Annotated in this window: 17 protein-coding genes and 1 pseudogene; 4 read left to right on the top strand and 14 right to left on the bottom strand. The window is 62.1% G+C overall.

All coding sequences use genetic code 11. The features are described from left to right. Window positions 1-50 precede the first annotated feature (50 nt). The 4 genes from ACZ0AV_RS19555 to ACZ0AV_RS19540 are packed head-to-tail and all read right to left on the bottom strand — an operon-like array spanning window position 51 to window position 2,015. A complete protein-coding gene (locus ACZ0AV_RS19555; RefSeq protein ID WP_499152564.1) occupies window positions 51-863 on the bottom strand; it encodes a M48 family metallopeptidase in 813 nt (270 codons plus the stop codon). Window positions 864-917: 54 nt separating this feature from the next. Continuing rightward, window positions 918-1,535 carry an SOS response-associated peptidase gene (locus tag ACZ0AV_RS19550; RefSeq protein ID WP_499152563.1) on the bottom strand — a complete coding sequence of 206 codons (618 nt, stop codon included), beginning with the start codon at window positions 1,533-1,535 and terminating at the stop codon, window positions 918-920. A 37-nt stretch (window positions 1,536-1,572) separates the two neighbouring features. Continuing rightward, on the bottom strand, window positions 1,573-1,833 hold the full coding sequence (locus ACZ0AV_RS19545) for a putative signal transducing protein (protein WP_499152562.1): 261 nt from the start codon (window positions 1,831-1,833) through the stop codon (window positions 1,573-1,575). After that, the gene (locus ACZ0AV_RS19540; protein WP_499152561.1) at window positions 1,833-2,015 is read right to left on the bottom strand and encodes a CPXCG motif-containing cysteine-rich protein; all 183 of its coding nucleotides are present in this window, start codon (window positions 2,013-2,015) and stop codon (window positions 1,833-1,835) included. Before ACZ0AV_RS19540 ends, ACZ0AV_RS19545 begins: the two co-directional genes overlap by 1 nt. 146 nt (window positions 2,016-2,161) lie before the next feature. Between ACZ0AV_RS19540 and ACZ0AV_RS19535 the strand changes: the two genes are divergently transcribed. Then, window positions 2,162-3,328 (top strand): 1-acyl-sn-glycerol-3-phosphate acyltransferase, encoded by a 1,167-nt coding sequence (locus ACZ0AV_RS19535; protein ID WP_499152560.1) that lies wholly within the window; start codon window positions 2,162-2,164, stop codon window positions 3,326-3,328. 121 nt (window positions 3,329-3,449) lie between these two features. Continuing rightward, window positions 3,450-4,781, top strand: coding sequence for an IS4 family transposase (locus ACZ0AV_RS19530; RefSeq protein ID WP_499149135.1), 1,332 nt, complete (start codon window positions 3,450-3,452; stop codon window positions 4,779-4,781). A gap of 50 nt (window positions 4,782-4,831) precedes the next feature. Here the strand turns inward: ACZ0AV_RS19530 and ACZ0AV_RS19525 are convergent, their stop codons facing one another. Further along, window positions 4,832-5,416, bottom strand: a complete 585-nt coding sequence (locus tag ACZ0AV_RS19525) for a YajG family lipoprotein (RefSeq protein WP_499152559.1) — start codon at window positions 5,414-5,416, stop codon at window positions 4,832-4,834. A gap of 143 nt (window positions 5,417-5,559) precedes the next feature. Between ACZ0AV_RS19525 and ACZ0AV_RS19520 the strand changes: the two genes are divergently transcribed. Then, a complete protein-coding gene (locus tag ACZ0AV_RS19520) occupies window positions 5,560-5,754 on the top strand; it encodes a hypothetical protein (RefSeq protein WP_499152558.1) in 195 nt (64 codons plus the stop codon). Window positions 5,755-6,243: 489 nt separating this feature from the next. Beyond that, the gene (mqo, locus tag ACZ0AV_RS19515) at window positions 6,244-7,746 is read left to right on the top strand and encodes a malate dehydrogenase (quinone) (RefSeq protein WP_499152557.1); all 1,503 of its coding nucleotides are present in this window, start codon (window positions 6,244-6,246) and stop codon (window positions 7,744-7,746) included. A gap of 170 nt (window positions 7,747-7,916) precedes the next feature. Here the strand turns inward: mqo and rpoS are convergent. The 9 genes and pseudogenes from rpoS to ACZ0AV_RS19470 form a co-directional block, all read right to left on the bottom strand. Further along, window positions 7,917-8,926 (bottom strand): annotated as a pseudogene (gene rpoS / locus ACZ0AV_RS19510) (RNA polymerase sigma factor RpoS). 107 nt (window positions 8,927-9,033) lie between these two features. After that, on the bottom strand, window positions 9,034-9,825 hold the full coding sequence (locus ACZ0AV_RS19505; RefSeq protein WP_499153406.1) for a peptidoglycan DD-metalloendopeptidase family protein: 792 nt from the start codon (window positions 9,823-9,825) through the stop codon (window positions 9,034-9,036). A gap of 118 nt (window positions 9,826-9,943) precedes the next feature. Further along, window positions 9,944-10,873: a polyprenyl-phosphate transporter gene (locus ACZ0AV_RS19500; protein WP_499152556.1), complete on the bottom strand. Its 930-nt coding sequence runs from the start codon at window positions 10,871-10,873 to the stop codon at window positions 9,944-9,946. Window positions 10,874-10,894: 21 nt separating this feature from the next. After that, window positions 10,895-11,530, bottom strand: a complete 636-nt coding sequence (locus ACZ0AV_RS19495) for a protein-L-isoaspartate(D-aspartate) O-methyltransferase (protein ID WP_225839846.1) — start codon at window positions 11,528-11,530, stop codon at window positions 10,895-10,897. Window positions 11,531-11,559: 29 nt separating this feature from the next. Then, entirely contained in the window at window positions 11,560-12,312 is a 753-nt protein-coding gene (surE, locus tag ACZ0AV_RS19490) for a 5'/3'-nucleotidase SurE (protein ID WP_499152555.1), read from the bottom strand. Beyond that, window positions 12,300-13,358: a tRNA pseudouridine(13) synthase TruD gene (truD, locus tag ACZ0AV_RS19485; RefSeq protein ID WP_499152554.1), complete on the bottom strand. Its 1,059-nt coding sequence runs from the start codon at window positions 13,356-13,358 to the stop codon at window positions 12,300-12,302. The genes surE and truD overlap by 13 nt, the downstream gene beginning before the upstream one ends. Next, window positions 13,355-13,828 (bottom strand): 2-C-methyl-D-erythritol 2,4-cyclodiphosphate synthase, encoded by a 474-nt coding sequence (ispF, locus tag ACZ0AV_RS19480; protein ID WP_499152553.1) that lies wholly within the window; start codon window positions 13,826-13,828, stop codon window positions 13,355-13,357. Before ispF ends, truD begins: the two co-directional genes overlap by 4 nt. Before the next feature lie 118 nt (window positions 13,829-13,946). After that, window positions 13,947-14,789: an S-formylglutathione hydrolase gene (gene fghA / locus ACZ0AV_RS19475; protein WP_499152552.1), complete on the bottom strand. Its 843-nt coding sequence runs from the start codon at window positions 14,787-14,789 to the stop codon at window positions 13,947-13,949. Between the two features lie 58 nt (window positions 14,790-14,847). Beyond that, window positions 14,848-15,960 (bottom strand): S-(hydroxymethyl)glutathione dehydrogenase/class III alcohol dehydrogenase, encoded by a 1,113-nt coding sequence (locus ACZ0AV_RS19470; protein ID WP_499152551.1) that lies wholly within the window; start codon window positions 15,958-15,960, stop codon window positions 14,848-14,850. Window positions 15,961-16,001: the final 41 nt, after the last annotated feature.

The raw sequence follows: 16,001 nt of genomic DNA, 5'->3' as shown, positions 1-16,001 counted from the left end.
TCCCAGGCAGCCAGGGCATTAGCGCACCCTCATCAGCTGCACGGGAGCGGTCATTTCTTCGCTTGCTGGTACAGCGGCATCACCTTCGGAATGGCCGCCTGCAATGACGAGATACGGCTGGACGACGAGGGGTGCGTGCTCATGAATTCCGGCGGCGCGCCCTCGCTGGCCTTGGCCATCTTTTCCCACAGGGAAACCGCGGCATTGGGGTTGAAGCCACCACGCGCAGCGAGCTCCAGGCCGATCAGGTCGGCCTCGTTCTCGTTGCTGCGGCTGTTGGGTAGCGTCATGCCGTAGTTCACCGCAGCGTCGGCGAGGGCCATCTTGTCCGGGGTCACGCCCAGCAGCGCAGCCGCACCCTGCTTGGCCAGGTTCACGCCATAGGCCTTGGACATCGCCTCGCGACCGTGCTCGCGCAAAGCGTGGGCGATCTCGTGCCCCATCACCGCGGCGATCTCGTCATCGGTGAGTTTCAGTTTATTGATGATGCCGGTATAGAAAATTATCTTGCCGCCGGGGCCGCAGTTGGCGTTCAGCTCGGGGCTGTCGATCAGGTTGACCTCCCACTGCCATTGGGCGGCATCGGGGCGGAACAGCGGTGCCTGCTTGATCAGGCGGTCGGCAATACGCTGCAGGCGCTTGGCATCCGCGCTGTTCTTCTCTAGCACGCCCTGAGAAGAGGCTTCGCTGAGCGTTTGCTGGTAGGACTGGGCATACATCTGGTTGACCTCATCGGTCGACAGCGCGCTGAACATGTACTGCTTGCGCTCGACACCTACCGAACCACCGCTGGTGGTATTGACGGCCTGGCATCCCGCCAGCAGCAATGCCGCAGCCAGAGTGGTGATGGTCAACGATTTCATGATGGATCTCCCTGAGAACTGAGCGGCGTATGGTGGTGCTCGCAAGCCAAGCGGTCAAGCGGGTGTCAGGCACTCCGGCCCGTCGAGCCTGGGATCATTGACCAGGTTGCTCAATACTCGTTCGCGCAGCACCGGCGGTGTGCCGACGAGCAGCGCACGCAGCTCTTCCAGTGGCGTGTCCGCGGCCAGCCAGCGCTGCTGGTCCTGCTCGCTCAACGGCAGCGGGCGACGCAGCGTGGCAGCCGCCTGGGTCACCAGGGCGGTGCTGAAATAAACATGCCCCTCGACCGGATAGGCTTCCCACAAGGCCGCGAAATAAAGCAACGGCTCCTGGCCGCTGAGCCAGTAGGGGCGTTTACGGGCAGCACCGCGCCACTCGTAGAACCCGTTGGCTGGTATCAGCCCGCGACGCAGGCGAAACGCTTCACGGAACATCGGCTGTTCGGCCAGGGTTTCGGCGCGGGCGTGGGCGGGTGTCTTCGACAGGTCGGTCAGCCAGGCCGGGGTCAGCCCCCAGCGCGCCCGCACCAGCGAACGCTGCTCGCCATCGGCACGCACCAGGAGCACCTGGGCGCCAGGCGCGAGATTCCAGTGCGGCTGCTGGTCAGCCGGAAAACCGGGCTGCGCGGCGAAGGCCGGTGTCCAGCGAAACAGGGCAAAGCGTCCACTCATGAAAGATCCGGTCAGACGGGGCAGAGGCGTCGCGGCATCAGCACAGCAACACACCCTGGAAATTATCCGGCTCGTCGCCGGGCAGCGGTTGCGCGCCATTGTACGCGGCGATCAACTGCCGGGCGCGCTCGGCGTCACCATCGTCGACCAGCATGCCGAGCAGGCCACAGGCCGGCAGTTCGCCCACCGCGCCCACCAGGTGGCCACCGACCAGATGGGATTCGATACCCTCGCTGGCGAGCACGCTCTTCAGCAACTCGCCCTCCATCAGGTCCTGCGGCTCGTAGACCCGCTTCATCAGTCGTTCTCCGCCTGCACATCCAATTGCCAGTCGCGACCATCGGTGCTGAGCATGAAGGTAATCGGCCGGCAGCAGACCGGGCAGTCCTCGATGTACTGTTGATCGCCGCCGGACAGATCCAGCACCGCCTCGACCGGCTCACCGCAATACGGGCATTGGTAATCCTGGGTTTCCAGCATGGGGCGCCTCCATGTGACTTGCAGGTTATAATCAACGGTCTATTGCTGCCCCCGGGTCAGTTGCCGTCGCGCTGCGATGGCTCGACGCATGGCGACTGTTCACCACGGGGCGCTCAATTCAATCGCAGCGACAATCACAAGAGATCATGATGGGCGAATTCGATAGCATCCGACCCTATGCCGACGCGGAAATTCCAGCGGTTCTGGCGCGTCTGCTGGCCGACGATGCATTTCTCGACATCCTTACCCAATTTCGTTTTCCGCGCCTGGCGGGCTCCTTCGGCTGGCTGCTCAAGCCTGTTATAGCGCATCGGCTGCGCCGGCGCTTCGGGGCCATCAATTCGGTGCGAACCCTGCAGGAAAGCATCGAGCCCTACATCGACCGTACCGTCGAGAACGCCACCGACGGCGTGACCTACTCCGGGGTGGAAACCCTCAAGCCGGGCAATGCCTATCTGTTTCTGGCCAACCACCGTGACATCGTCATGGACCCGGCCTTCGTCAACTATGCGGTGTACCACGCAGGGCTGCAGACCCCACGCATCGCGATTGGCGACAACCTGCTGCAGAAGCCGTTCGTCAGTGACCTGATGCGCCTCAACAAGAGTTTTATCGTGCACCGTTCGATCACCGGTCGCCGTGAAAAACTGGCTGCCTACCAGCTGCTGTCGGCCTACATCAGCCACTCGATCCGCCACGATGGCGAGTCGATCTGGATCGCCCAGGCCGAAGGCCGTGCCAAGGACGGTGACGACCGCACTGATTCGGCGATCCTCAAGATGTTTCACATGTGCCGCAAGGACGAGCCGTTCGCCGAGGTCATCAGCAGCCTCAAGCTGACGCCGGTGTCGATCAGCTATGAATACGACCCCTGCGACCTAGCCAAGGCCCGCGAGCTCTATACACGCGCCACTACCGGCAGCTACACCAAGCAGCCAGGCGAGGACGACAAGAGCATCGCCCTGGGCATCACCGGCTACAAAGGTCGGGTGCACGTGCACTTCGCTGACCCGCTCACCAGCGGCTTCGAGGATGCCAGGCAACTGGCCGCCATCACCGATGCCCAGATCCTCACCGGCTATCGCCTGTTTCCGGTGCACTACCTGGCGTATGCGATGTGGAGCGAACGTGACCCGCAGCTCGAAGTACCCGCCGCCGAATCGCTGTTCGGTGCCGAGGAGCTGGCGGCGGCCAAGGAACAGTGGCACAAGCGCCTGAGCGCCTGCCCGGGCGAGCAGCAACCCTATCTGGTCCTGCAGTACGCCATGCCGGTGCGCAACCAGTACCGCATCAAGGCCGGCCTGGCGCTCTGAGCGCAAGGCTGGCAGGCATGAAAAAGCCCCGACATGTCGTAATGCTGTTCACTTAAGCATTTGAGCCTAAGCCGGGACTTCTAGAAAATCCGATACCAGCTCCCTGGTATCGGATTTTTTTATGCCTATTCAGCAGCAATTGCTCGACCTCGGCGACCTCTTCAATTTCTCAGACCTCAGCACCTTCACCCAGAATATCCCTGTTGAATGGGTTGCCAGTGCGTTGGACCTATCTGCACAAGCCACTATCCGGCGGCGGCGTCTGCCAAGCGACCAAGTGCTTTGGTTGGTGCTGGGCATGGCCTTGTTTCGCGACGAGCCTGTGCACGAAGTGGCCAGACGCCTGAATATCTGCGCCCAAGGCTTGGCCTCCGATCAGCTACTGGCACGTAGCGGCGTAACTGAAGCACGGAAGCGACTGGGAGCCGATCCAGTCGAGTCTTTGTTTCGCCAGACAGGTAAACAATGGGGCTGCGAGCGATACGAGGGGGATGACTGGGGCGGTTTGCAGGTGTTCGCGGTGGATGGTGCGTTGCTGAGAACACCCGATTCACCTGAGTTGCGAGAGCATTTCGGCTCGGGCAACACGGGTACCGAGCGCCAGACACCGTTTCCCATGTTACGCCTGGTTGCGCTGATGAATGTGCGTTCCCACGTGATCCTCGATGCCCAACTCAGCCCGTACCGTGGTAGTGAGATGCGCTTGGCCGAGACCCTCCTTGAGCAGATTCCGGACAACTCGATAACGCTGTTCGATAAAGGCTTTTGGGGCGCGGATCTGTTGTTGAGCGTCGCTGAGGGTGGCGACAATCGTCACTGGTTAACGCCGGCTCGCAAGAAGCTGGTCATGGAGGAAGTCGAGCGTTATGGCGAGCACGATCGTCGTATTCGGATGAAGGTTTCGCCCCAGGCGCGCAAGCGAAACCCGAACTTGCCTACACACTGGGAGGCGCGGGAAGTCAGCTATGAAAGCATGGGGCAGATCAGGTCGCTGCTCACATCGCTACCTGCCGAGAACTACAGCGCAGAAGCTGTAGCCCAGCTGTACCTGGAGCGCTGGGAGATTGAATTGGGGTTTCGAGATATCAAAAGCTCGATGCAGCAGAACGCCGTGACACTGCGCAGCAAGAAGGTCGAGCTGATTTATCAGGAGGTCTGGGGTCTGTTGCTGGCTTACAACGTCATACGACGAGAGGCCAGCCAAGCCGCAGTAGCCTTCGGCCGAACGCCTTCGGACATACGGTTCAAGCCGGCCTGCCAGTACATCGCTGTGCAATTGATCGTCATGGCGGCCGCCAATCCGGTATCGGCAACAGGTAGGCGGTTGGTAGAGTTGCGCGGAGGTATCGGGGGACTGTTTCTGGATCACCGTCCGAGGCCACCAAGACCGCGGACGGTGAAGATTTCCAAAACCCGTTATCCGGTGGATCGTAAGGCTGCTCCGCTTAAGTGAACAGCATTACCGACATGTCGGGGCTTTTTCTTTACTAAGCGCGGCGTAAATCACTGCCCGCTGAGAATCTGCCCCAGGGTCGGATCCTTGAACGCGCGGGTCAACGCATCGCTCAGCACATCGCTGACCAGCTTGGTGTTGGTTTCCTGATTCGGTGCCATGCCGAAACGCTGGTTCAGGGAAGCACCGTAACGGCCACTGTAACGGCGGTTGCTGTTCTGCACATCGGCCCGAAAGGTGGCGGTCATGTCCGCCTCGGTTACGTACAGGCCCTGTTTGGGCGACTGGTACTTCAACTCGGTCAGGGTCAGGGTGAGCTGCGGCGCATTATAGGCATTGGCCGATGGCGTGAAGCCCAGCAGGCGCACGGCGGCTTCGGCCTGGGCCTGCAGCTTGGGCAGAACGTCCTGCCCGGTCACACTGATCGCACTGGTTTCCGGATACAGGCCGCCGCGCGTGCCCAGCACCGGAGAGGGACGTCCATCCGCCACGCGGACCACCACCGGCTGGCCCTGCCCGACCGCGGTCAGCGGCCCGATGAGCTTGGGCTGCGGGCTGAGTTGCTGAGGACTGTGGGCACAGCCCACCAGGGCCAGGCTGATGACGGCAAGCAGACCACACAACAGGCGATGCATATTCGGTTCTCCATGAGGGGGGACGCACAAGGCGCGAAGTATAACCAATCGACCCGCAATGGGTGAAAGCGGTTCCGGTCATCCTGCCGTCATACGCCCGCGGTATAAGACTTTGGTCGCTTTGCACCACGGACCTTTGTTTGATGCGCATCCCCCGGAAACCGCCTGCCCCCTCCCCTCGCCCACGGATATTCGCCTGCCTCGACGAGCAGGGTATCTGCCACGCCTTCCACCAGAGTGCCCATCCGCCGGGGCCTGCACGCTGGTACGAGGTCAACGAGCAGCGCCTCGCCTGGCTGGGTAGCCGCCTCCCGGAAAGCGCCTTCGCCACCCGCTGAGCGATGCAGCCGGCGTATTGGCCGTGAGCGACACCGACAATAAAAGTCATAGGCGAGCGATCAATTCGCTCGCTTTCGCCTTATAATCGCGCCCCGATTATAAGGACGCCTCCTGATCGGCCTCGCCGTACCGCTGATGCCCCTCGCGCCATCGGCAATGCCACAGAGAGTCGCCCACTTCGTGCTGCTCGATATCGACGGACCTTCTTGCTGCGCGCAATGATTTCCAGCGTTTTCGCGGAACATCTGCCGCAGAGATGGCTCAACAGGCACATGAACTTTTGAGGTTCGCGTTCCAAAAGAACGTGAAAAAGACGGTTTCAATAACTTCACAAGAGTGTGGCGAACATATGAATCATCTTGCGGCAGGACAAGGCGACCCTTTCCCGTCAACCGGATCCCCAGGACAGCTCTGCAACCGCTGACAGGCGCAACTGGCGCCCAGGCCAAAGGCCATCGATTGGAAGCTGATTTTTTGGAGATGTGGTAATGGCGCAGAACGATTACGAAGCGGTAGATGTAGTGCTGGTCGGAGCCGGCATCATGAGCGCAACGCTGGCCGTGCTGCTCAAGGAGCTCGATCCGGGCATCAAGCTGGAAGTCGTGGAAGCGATGGAAGCTGGCGCGGTGGAAAGCTCCAATCCCTGGAACAACGCAGGCACCGGTCACGCCGGGTTGTGTGAGCTCAACTACACCCCAGAGTCCGCAGACGGATCCATCGATATCAAGAAAGCGGTGGTCATCAACGCCCAGTTCGAGGAGTCCAAGCAGTTCTGGGCCTACCTGGTCAAGAAAGGCACCTTTGGCTCCCCCCGAACCTTCATCAATTCGGTGCCGCACCTCAGCTTCGTCCGCGGCCAGGAAGGTATCGATTACCTGAAGAAACGCTTCGAAGCGCTGCGTGTGCATCACGCCTTCGAAGACATGGTGTACAGCGAGGATCGCGACACCATGGCCCAGTGGATGCCACTGATGATGCCGGGCCGTGACCCGCACGAGCCGATAGCGGCGACCCGCGTGGCCAATGGCACCGACGTCAACTTCGGCGCCCTGACCAAGAGCCTCCTCGACTACCTGGTGCAGCACGACAACGCCCGCCTCACCTGCAACCAGCGAGTCACCGACCTGACCCGCAATGAACACGGCTGGCGCGTCAGCACCAAAGACCAGAAAAGCGGCAACCACCGCGAGATCCAGGCCCGCTTCGTGTTCCTCGGTGCAGGTGGCGGCGCACTGCCCCTGCTGCAGATGTCCGGCATTCAGGAAGGCAAGGGCTTCGGTGGATTCCCGGTCAGCGGCCAATGGCTGCGCTGCGATAACCCGGAGGTGGTCAACCAGCACCAGGCCAAGGTTTACAGCCAGGCCGAAGTAGGCTCCCCGCCCATGTCGGTACCGCACCTGGACACCCGCATGGTCGACGGCAAGAAATCGCTGCTGTTCGGCCCCTACGCCGGCTTCACCACCAAGTTCCTGAAGAAAGGCTCGTTCCTGGATCTGCCCCTGTCGGTGCGCCTGAACAACCTCGGCCCGATGCTGGCGGTGGCTCGCGACAATTTCGACCTGACCCGCTACCTGGTCAAGGAAGTCATGCAATCGCAAGAGCAGCGCCTCAATACCCTGCGCGGCTTTTACCCGCAGGCCAAGGCGAGCGACTGGCGCCTGGAGATTGCCGGCCAGCGCGTGCAGATCATCAAGAAGGATCCCAAGAAGGGCGGCATCCTGCAGTTCGGTACCGAACTGGTCTCCGCCAAGGACGGCTCCATCGCGGCCTTGCTGGGTGCCTCTCCGGGCGCCTCGGTGACTGTCTCGATCATGCTCGACCTGATCCGTCGCTGCTTCCCCGAACAGGCGGCTTCGGCGCAATGGGGCGACAAGCTGAACGAAATCTTCCCCGCGCCTTCGGCGGTACTTGCCAGCGATGCAAACCAGTATCGCGCCGTGCAATCGCAATCCGATGCCCTGCTGCAGCTGAACCAAACGCTGCCGGCGTAACAGCCCAGGCGTGATCGCAAAAACGGCGCCTGTACAGGCGCCGTTTTTTATGGCCTGACGCTCACTTGATAACCATCAGCGGTTCATCATCGCCCTACCGCCGCCCATAGTCTTGCGGCCAAAAAAACCGACCAGCAACGCTGGTCGGCACGGGGCCTGGCAGGCCGGGCTTACTGGAACAGGGAATCGGCGGAAAGGCCGTTCTTCTCGAGGATTTCTCGCAACCGCTTGAGCGCTTCCACCTGAATCTGCCGTACACGCTCACGGGTCAGACCAATCTCCTGGCCAACTTCCTCTAGCGTGCAGCTTTCATGGCCACGCAAGCCGAAACGCCGCACCACCACTTCGCGCTGCTTGTCGGTCAGGTCCGAGAGCCACTGGTCGATACTCTGGGACAGGTCGTCGTCCTGCAGCAACTCACAGGGGTCGGTAGGCCGGTCATCGGTGAGGGTATCGAGCAGGGTCTTGTCGGAGTCCGGCCCGAGTGATACGTCAACAGACGACACTCGTTCGTTCAAACCAAGCATACGCTTGACCTCGCCCACCGGCTTCTCCAGCAGATTGGCGATTTCCTCCGGGGACGGCTCGTGGTCGAGCTTCTGGGTCAGCTCACGGGCAGCCCGCAGATATACATTGAGTTCCTTGACCACATGAATCGGCAGGCGAATGGTGCGGGTCTGATTCATGATCGCCCGCTCGATGGTCTGCCGAATCCACCAAGTGGCATAGGTAGAAAACCGGAAGCCGCGCTCGGGGTCGAATTTTTCGACGGCGCGAATGAGGCCCAGGTTGCCCTCTTCGATCAGATCCAGCAGCGAGAGCCCGCGATTGACATAGCGCCTGGCGATCTTCACCACCAGCCGCAGGTTGCTCTCGATCATGCGCTTACGGCCGGCAGGATCGCCCTTCTGCGCCAGACGCGCGAAGAACACTTCTTCTTCCGGGGTAAGCAGGGGGAAAAACCGATTTCATTGAGGTAGAGCTGAGTGGCGTCGAGCGCCCGGGTGTAGTCGATGTACTTGTGTTGCTTGCTGCCGCTGGATTGCTTTGCCTTGCTGCGCGCAGGGGTCTTGCTACCCGTCTGCTCACCAGCTCCATCGTCGAGATTGATGCCGGGCTCCATCAGGAGCACTTCATCGTCGATGTCAAACTCCGGCGCTTCTTTGGAAATGAGTGCCATTTATTATCCCGTCCCTTGCTGAGTTCGACCAGCAAGCCCTGATGCGCCTGTCTCCTTGGCAACATCAAAGCCCGTCCATCCCACATGAGGGGCGAACGAGCGACAGATCAGCGACGTGGCAGGTATTGCATTGGATCTACAGGCTTACCCTGGCGGCGAATTTCAAAATGAAGCTTCACCCGGTCAGTCCCTGTGGAACCCATCTCGGCAATTTGCTGCCCGACTTTGACCTGCTGCCCCTCACGTACCAACAGCCTTCGGTTGTGACCGTAGGCACTCACGTAGGTATCGCTGTGTTTGATGATCACCAATTCACCGTAGCCCCGTAACCCACTCCCGGCGTAGACAACGGATCCACCAGACGCAGCAAGGACAGGCTGTCCCAATTCACCGGCTATATCAATGCCTTTATTCAAACTACCGTTTGAGGAAAAACGGCCGATAATCGCACCGCTTGAGGGCCATGCCCACCCTGACGCGGAGCGCTGAACCGGCTCCACTGGCGTGGTTGCAGGGGTGATAACGGCAGGCGTGGCTGGCTGTGTAGCGGTGCGTGCCGGAGGCGCCTGGACAGGCACCGTCGGGCGACCTGGCGTGGTCACCACGGGCGTGCTGATGGTCGGCGACGAGGTTGCCACTGGTCGACTCGAACTGCCGGAACCGAAGCGAATGACCTGGCCAACGCGAATCATGTAAGGGGGGGCGATGGCGTTATGGGCGGCCAGCGCCTTCCAGTCCCAGCCATAGCGGAAGGCGATGGAATAAAGTGTATCTCCACGTTGCACGCGATACTGGCCGGACGTAACCGGCTGCCTCTGCGCTGCTGCGCTGTTGCGATCGACTACCTGCACACCGCCCGAAGACGAACTGGCGCAACCGGACAGCACTGTACCGATCATTGCCAGGGCCAGCAGATTGCGTAGCGTGGCGGACCAATAGCGCCCTTGATTGGCTGTGAAACTCACCCGTATCTCCCTTGCAGACGGCCTCGAGCGACCCATTACGAACGCCGAAACGTCAGACTTCTTGCGGCTGGCGGCGGCGCGCCAGCCACTCCATACCCAGCACCAGCGCGATCGCGCCGCCGCTCAAGACGATGGCCAGCAGCAACTGAGCCTCCTCGCCACTGATCTCGGCAAACTGCCATGGCAATAGATTGACCTGCTCCAGGGGAAACGATTCACCATGACGGTTGGTTTGCCAGGTAATCGTCTGTTTCCAGGGCCATACCTTGACCAGCGAGCCCAGCAGCAGTCCGGCCAAAAAGGCCATGGTCAGGTCACGCATGCGGGCCAGCAGCCAGCTCAGCGCCTTGGAAAACGTCAGCAAGCCAAGCATGCAACCCGCGCTGAACACGGCCAGCACCGGCACGTCGAAATCCTTCACGGCACTTAGCACCACAGGGTACAGGCCGAGTAAAACGAGAATGAAGCTGCCGGATATGCCCGGCAGGATCATCGCGCTGATGGCGATGGCACCCGCGATGAACAGCGTCAGTGGATCAGCGGAAAGCTGCATCGGTGCCGACAGGGTAATCCACAGCGCGAACAGCAACCCCGCGGCGAACCCCGCCACCGTTCTTGCTCGCCAGGCGGCGACCTCGCGGCCGACCAGGTAAACGGATACCAGTACCAGGCCGAAGAAGAACGCCCACAGCAGAACCGGGTGCTCGTCCATCAGGTAGGTGATTACGCGTGCCAGGGTAAAGATACTGCTCAGGATGCCCAGCAGCACGACCAGCAGAAAACCGGCATTGCACGCTTGCCAGGCGTCCCTGATCCGGCCCCGGACAGCGAGCATCAGCGCTTGCGGAATGGCGGCGAACGAGGCGAGAAGCTTGTCGTATATACCGGTGATCAGGGCAACGGTCCCTCCCGAAAACCCGGGGACCACGTCGACGGCGCCCATGGCCATCCCTTTGGTATAGAGCAACAAGGTTTTCTTCATGCATCCTTCCGGTCGATTGAATCAGGCCAGCGGGCCGTTGAGCAGGGGCACGAACCGTACTGCGTCGAGTACGTGCCGAGAGAAACCCTGTTCCTCGCGAATGATCAGTAACAGTTGTTGAACGTCACCGGTACCCACCGGAATCACCAGGCGGCCGCCCGGAGCCAGTTGGTCCAGCAGCGCCTGGGGGACCTCGGATGCCGCGGCAGTGACGATGATGCCGTTGTACGGCGCCAGGGCCGGCCAGCCCTCCCAGCCATCGCCCCAGCGGAACACCACGTTGCGCAGGCTCAGTTTGACCAGGCGTTCCTTGGCCCGTTCCTGCAATCCCTGAATGCGCTCGACGGTGAACACCCGCTCCACCAGTTGAGCCAGGATCGCCGTCTGGTAACCCGAGCCGGTACCAATTTCGAGCACCTTGTCCAACGGCCCGGCGGCCAGCAGCAGCTCGCTCATGCGCGCCACCATATAGGGCTGCGAGATGGTCTGGTTGTGCCCGATCGGCAGGGCGGTGTCCTCGTAAGCGCGATGCGCCAGGGCTTCATCGACGAACAGATGGCGCGGTGTGCGGCGAATGACCTCGAGCACCTGCGCATTCGACAGGCCTTCGTCGTAAAGACGCTGGATCAAGCGCTCGCGGGTACGCTGAGAGGTCATGCCAATCCCGTGGCGGTCATGCTCCCGGTTCATTTCACCAGCCCCTCCAGCCAGGGTTTCAGGCGGTTCAGGCCGTCCTGATAGGTACGATCGAGCTGCAGCGGCGTTACCGACACGTAGCCCTGCATCACCGCGTGGAAATCCGTGCCTTGTGCGCCATCCTCGACATCGCCGGCGGCGGCGATCCAGTAGCCTTCCTTGCCGCGCGGGTTGACCACCCTGACCGGCGCGGCCGCTCGCGCACGATGGCCCAGGCGGGTCAGCTGCACACCACGGATATGCTCGAGCGGCAGGTTGGGCACATTGACGTTCAACACCGTGCGCGGCGGGAGGTCGAGCTGCTCATGGGCCTCCACCAGTTGGCGGGCGAAATAAGCGGCCGTCGCCAGGTTCTCGGCCGAGCGCGACAGCAGCGAAAAGGCAAAGGCCGGGCGGGCCAGAAAGCGGCCTTCCAGCGCAGCGGCCACAGTGCCCGAATACAACACGTCATCGCCCAGGTTGGGCCCCATGTTGATGCCCGACACGACCAGGTCCGGAGTGTCGGGCAGCAGGCCATGGATGCCCAGGTGCACGCAGTCGGTCGGCGTGCCGTTCAGGCTGATGTAACCATTGCCCAGCGTGCACGGATGCAGCGGCCGGTCGAGTGTCAGCGAACTGCTCGCGCCGCTGCGATCGCCATCGGGAGCGATCACCGTGCAGTCGGCATAATCAGCCAGCGCAGCATGCAACGCGGCGAGGCCCGGTGCGGCCACGCCGTCATCGTTAGAAATCAGAATACGCATGGGTTGTCCGTCTGCCCTGCAGGCAAAAGGTCGACTATTTCGCGCACCAGTGCGGTGGCGAAACATCCAGCCGGCAGGACGAATTCCAGTTGCAGAATGTCAGGCTCGGGATAATGCCACGTCAAACCACTAATGGGGAGGCGCAGGATGCGCCGTTCGTGCGCCATGCCCGCTTCTGCCAACCAGGTCGTCAGTTGCGGCTCGCCGGCGCCGACACCTTGCTCGAGAATCTGCGTTTCGCCGCCTGCCGGCGACTCGCCCGCACCCCAGAGGGGGCCGGTCGGATGCAGGTCCAGCAGGGCCAGCCGCGGATCCTGACACTCGGCCTCGCCAGCGGCGAAGAAGCTGCGGCTGTCGGTGAAGGCCAGCAGGTCGCCAGGCATTGCCTGGCTCCAGGTGCCGGCAGCCACACGCCTGGCGAGCACCTGATTGAACAGGAAGCTGCGGGCGGCGGAGAGCACCCGCGAACGTACATTGCGTTTCTCGGGCAGTTCCCGACGCTCGGCAAAATGCCGGGCATGGGCGACGTTGCCGCCCTCGAAGCCGAAACGCTGGGCGCCGTAGTAATTGGGAATGCCCTGGGCGGCAATGCACTGCAGCCGCTCGTCCAGCGTCGCGTGATCCGCCTGCAGTTCGGTCAGCCGCAGGGTGAAGCCATTGGCGGCATGGGCGCCGCGCTGCAACTTGCGCGAATGGCGCACCTGCTCGAGGATGACCAGGGTTTCATCCTGGGCGATGGCCAGATCGGGGTCGCTCTTGCCCGGCAAATGAATGCTGAACCACTGACGGGTCAGCGCCTGGCGATCCTTGAGCCCCGCGTAGCTGATCATCCGCACCGGTACGCCCGCGGCGCGAGCCAGGCGGCGTGCGGCGTCTTCGGTATTGAGCCCGCGCTTCTCGACCCACAGCCACAGGTGCTCGCCCGCGCCGGATAGCGCGATATCCAGCACCTCATCGACCTGGAAGTTCTCGGCCGTGGCTTTGAGCACCGCGACCCCGCAGGGTTCGCCATGAGCACGCGGGCCAAGCAGTTCCAGCTCGGTCATGCGCTGACCAGCAAGGCAACCGCGTGCACGGCGATGCCTTCCTGACGGCCGACGAAACCGAGCTTCTCGGTGGTGGTGGCCTTGACGTTGACCTGGTCCAGTTCCACTTGCAGGTCTTCGGCGATCAGCACGCGCATGGCGTCGATATGCGGTGCCATCTTCGGCGCCTGGGCCTCGATGGTGGCGTCGACATTGCCGACCTTCCAGCCCTTGGCATGCACCAGCCCCAGCACATGACGCAACAGCACACGGCTGTCCGCGCCTTTGAAGTTGGGGTCAGTATCGGGGAAATGCTTGCCGATATCACCGAGCGCCACGGCGCCGAGCAAGGCATCGGCCAGCGCGTGCAGCACCACGTCGCCATCGGAGTGCGCTACCAGGCCAAACCTGTGGGGGATGCGTACACCGCCCAGGGTAATGAAATCCCCGTCGCCGAACCGGTGCACATCGTAACCATGGCCAATCCGCATGAGCCGATGCCCTCGCAAAAAGGCCGATTCTACCCGAAAGGCGCGCGCCGTTGCGGCTCGCGGAGCGCCAATACGTCGCCTCGCACAGACAAGGGCGCCAGCGGGCGCCCTTGTTCTCTCAGCTCAGCGCCCTGGCATGATGGCGCAGGTGATCCTCGATGAAACTGGCGATGAAGTAATAGCTGTGATCATAGCCAGGCTGCAGGCGCAGGGTCAGTGGATGATTCGCCGCCTTGGCTGCCGCTTCCAGTGCATGGGGCTTGAGTTGTCCTTCCAGGAAGTCGTCACGGTCGCCCTGATCGACCAGCAGCGGCAACTGCTCGGTGGCCTCGGCGATCAGCAAACTGGCATCCCACTCGCGCCAGCGCGAGCGGTCGTCACCCAGGTAGTTGGAGAACGCCTTCTCGCCCCACGGGCAGTTGACCGGGTTGGTGATGGGCGAGAATGCCGAGACCGACGCATAGCGGCCCGGATTTTTCAGCGCGCAGATCAACGCGCCGTGACCGCCCATGGAGTGCCCGGCGATGCCGCGCTTGTCCGAAACCGGGAAGTTGGCCTCGATCAACGCGGGCAACTCCTGCACCACATAATCGTACATGCGGTAATGGCGAGCCCAGGGCTCCTGCGTCGCGTTGACGTAGAAACCGGCCCCCAGGCCAAAATCGTAGGCGCCCTTGGCGTCGTCCGGCACGCCATCGCCACGCGGGCTGGTATCGGGCGCGACGATGATCAACCCCAGCTCAGCCGCCATGCGCTGGGCGCCGGCCTTCTGCATGAAGTTTTCGTCGCTGCAGGTCAGCCCGCTCAGCCAGTACAGCACCGGCAGCTTGGCGCCCCGTTCGGCCTGCGGCGGCAGGTAGACGGCGAACACCATGTCGCAGTTGAGGCTGGAAGAACGGTGCCTGTAGCGCTTGTGCCAGCCGCCGAAGCTCTTGTTGCTGGATACGATTTCCAAGGTCATGGCGAATCCTCACGGGCGGCAGGCAGGTCATCGGCTGAAGAGCTGCCTGCCCCACTGATCAGTAGTGGATGACGGTGCGGATGCTCTTGCCTTCGTGCATCAGGTCAAAGGCTTCGTTGATCTGCTCCAGGCCCATGGTGTGGGTGATGAAGGTGTCGAGCGGGATTTCCCCACTCTGCGATTTCTCCACGTAGCTTGGCAGTTCGGTACGACCCTTGACGCCACCGAAGGCCGATCCGCGCCAGACTCGACCGGTCACCAACTGGAAAGGTCGGGTGCTGATCTCCTGGCCAGCGCCCGCCACACCGATGATCACGCTTTCACCCCAGCCCTTGTGTGCGCATTCGAGCGCGGCACGCATCAGTTGCACGTTGCCAACGCATTCGAAGCTGTAATCCACGCCACCGTCGGTCAACTCCACGATCACGTCCTGGATCGGCTTGTCGTAATCCTTCGGGTTGACGAAATCGGTGGCGCCCAGCTCACGGGCCACATCGAACTTGGCTGGATTGATGTCGACGGCAATGATGCGCGAGGCCTTGGCCATCTTCGCACCGATGATCGCGGCCAGGCCGATGCCGCCGAGGCCGAAGATGGCCACGGTGGCGCCCTCTTCCACCTTGGCGGTGTTGAGTACGGCGCCGATCCCGGTGGTCACGCCGCAACCGAGCAGGCAAACCTTTTCCAGCGGCGCTTCTTTGGGGATTACGGCCAGGGAAACTTCCGGCAGAACGGTGTATTCGGAGAAGGTCGAGCAGCCCATGTAGTGGTAGATCGGCTCGCCGTTATAGCTGAAGCGCGAGGTGCCATCGGGCATCAGGCCTTTGCCCTGGGTGGCGCGCACCGAGCTGCACAGGTTGGTCTTGCCGGACAGGCAGAATTTGCACTTGCGGCACTCGGCGGTGTACAGCGGAATCACGTGGTCGCCAACAGCCACGGACGTCACACCTTCGCCGATGGCCTCGACGACACCGCCACCTTCGTGACCGAGAATCGCCGGGAAAACGCCTTCCGAATCAGCGCCGGACAAGGTGTAGGCGTCGGTATGGCAAACCCCTGTGGCGACGATGCGCACCAGCACTTCGCCCGCTTTTGGCGGTTCTACGTCCACTTCAACGATCTTCAGCGGCTCATTGGGCGCGAAGGCGACGGCAGCGCGTGACTTGATCATGTCCTGATTCTCCTGACGGATGGCAATGGTCAACAAGTGTA

This window comes from Pseudomonas sp. AC532, from assembly GCF_979258965.1.
The sequence above is the reverse complement of the archived record's forward strand: the minus strand, read 5'-3'. Positions and strand labels throughout refer to the sequence as shown.

What these genes read in the sequence shown, in the direction of transcription:
- ACZ0AV_RS19495 (WP_225839846.1), bottom strand. Translation starts at nt 11,530, where the DNA reads ATGACCTCTCAGCGTACCCGCGAGCGCTTGATCCAGCGTCTTTACGAC.
- ACZ0AV_RS19535 (WP_499152560.1), top strand. Translation starts at nt 2,162, where the DNA reads ATGATGGGCGAATTCGATAGCATCCGACCCTATGCCGACGCGGAAATT.
- ACZ0AV_RS19470 (WP_499152551.1), bottom strand. Translation starts at nt 15,960, where the DNA reads ATGATCAAGTCACGCGCTGCCGTCGCCTTCGCGCCCAATGAGCCGCTG.
- ACZ0AV_RS19540 (WP_499152561.1), bottom strand. Translation starts at nt 2,015, where the DNA reads ATGCTGGAAACCCAGGATTACCAATGCCCGTATTGCGGTGAGCCGGTC.
- surE (WP_499152555.1), bottom strand. Translation starts at nt 12,312, where the DNA reads ATGCGTATTCTGATTTCTAACGATGACGGCGTGGCCGCACCGGGCCTC.
- mqo (WP_499152557.1), top strand. Translation starts at nt 6,244, where the DNA reads ATGGCGCAGAACGATTACGAAGCGGTAGATGTAGTGCTGGTCGGAGCC.
- truD (WP_499152554.1), bottom strand. Translation starts at nt 13,358, where the DNA reads ATGACCGAGCTGGAACTGCTTGGCCCGCGTGCTCATGGCGAACCCTGC.
- ACZ0AV_RS19520 (WP_499152558.1), top strand. Translation starts at nt 5,560, where the DNA reads ATGCGCATCCCCCGGAAACCGCCTGCCCCCTCCCCTCGCCCACGGATA.
- ACZ0AV_RS19545 (WP_499152562.1), bottom strand. Translation starts at nt 1,833, where the DNA reads ATGAAGCGGGTCTACGAGCCGCAGGACCTGATGGAGGGCGAGTTGCTG.
- ACZ0AV_RS19555 (WP_499152564.1), bottom strand. Translation starts at nt 863, where the DNA reads ATGAAATCGTTGACCATCACCACTCTGGCTGCGGCATTGCTGCTGGCG.
- ACZ0AV_RS19550 (WP_499152563.1), bottom strand. Translation starts at nt 1,535, where the DNA reads ATGAGTGGACGCTTTGCCCTGTTTCGCTGGACACCGGCCTTCGCCGCG.
- ACZ0AV_RS19505 (WP_499153406.1), bottom strand. Translation starts at nt 9,825, where the DNA reads ATGATCGGTACAGTGCTGTCCGGTTGCGCCAGTTCGTCTTCGGGCGGT.
- ACZ0AV_RS19530 (WP_499149135.1), top strand. Translation starts at nt 3,450, where the DNA reads ATGCCTATTCAGCAGCAATTGCTCGACCTCGGCGACCTCTTCAATTTC.
- ACZ0AV_RS19525 (WP_499152559.1), bottom strand. Translation starts at nt 5,416, where the DNA reads ATGCATCGCCTGTTGTGTGGTCTGCTTGCCGTCATCAGCCTGGCCCTG.
- ACZ0AV_RS19500 (WP_499152556.1), bottom strand. Translation starts at nt 10,873, where the DNA reads ATGAAGAAAACCTTGTTGCTCTATACCAAAGGGATGGCCATGGGCGCC.
- fghA (WP_499152552.1), bottom strand. Translation starts at nt 14,789, where the DNA reads ATGACCTTGGAAATCGTATCCAGCAACAAGAGCTTCGGCGGCTGGCAC.
- ispF (WP_499152553.1), bottom strand. Translation starts at nt 13,828, where the DNA reads ATGCGGATTGGCCATGGTTACGATGTGCACCGGTTCGGCGACGGGGAT.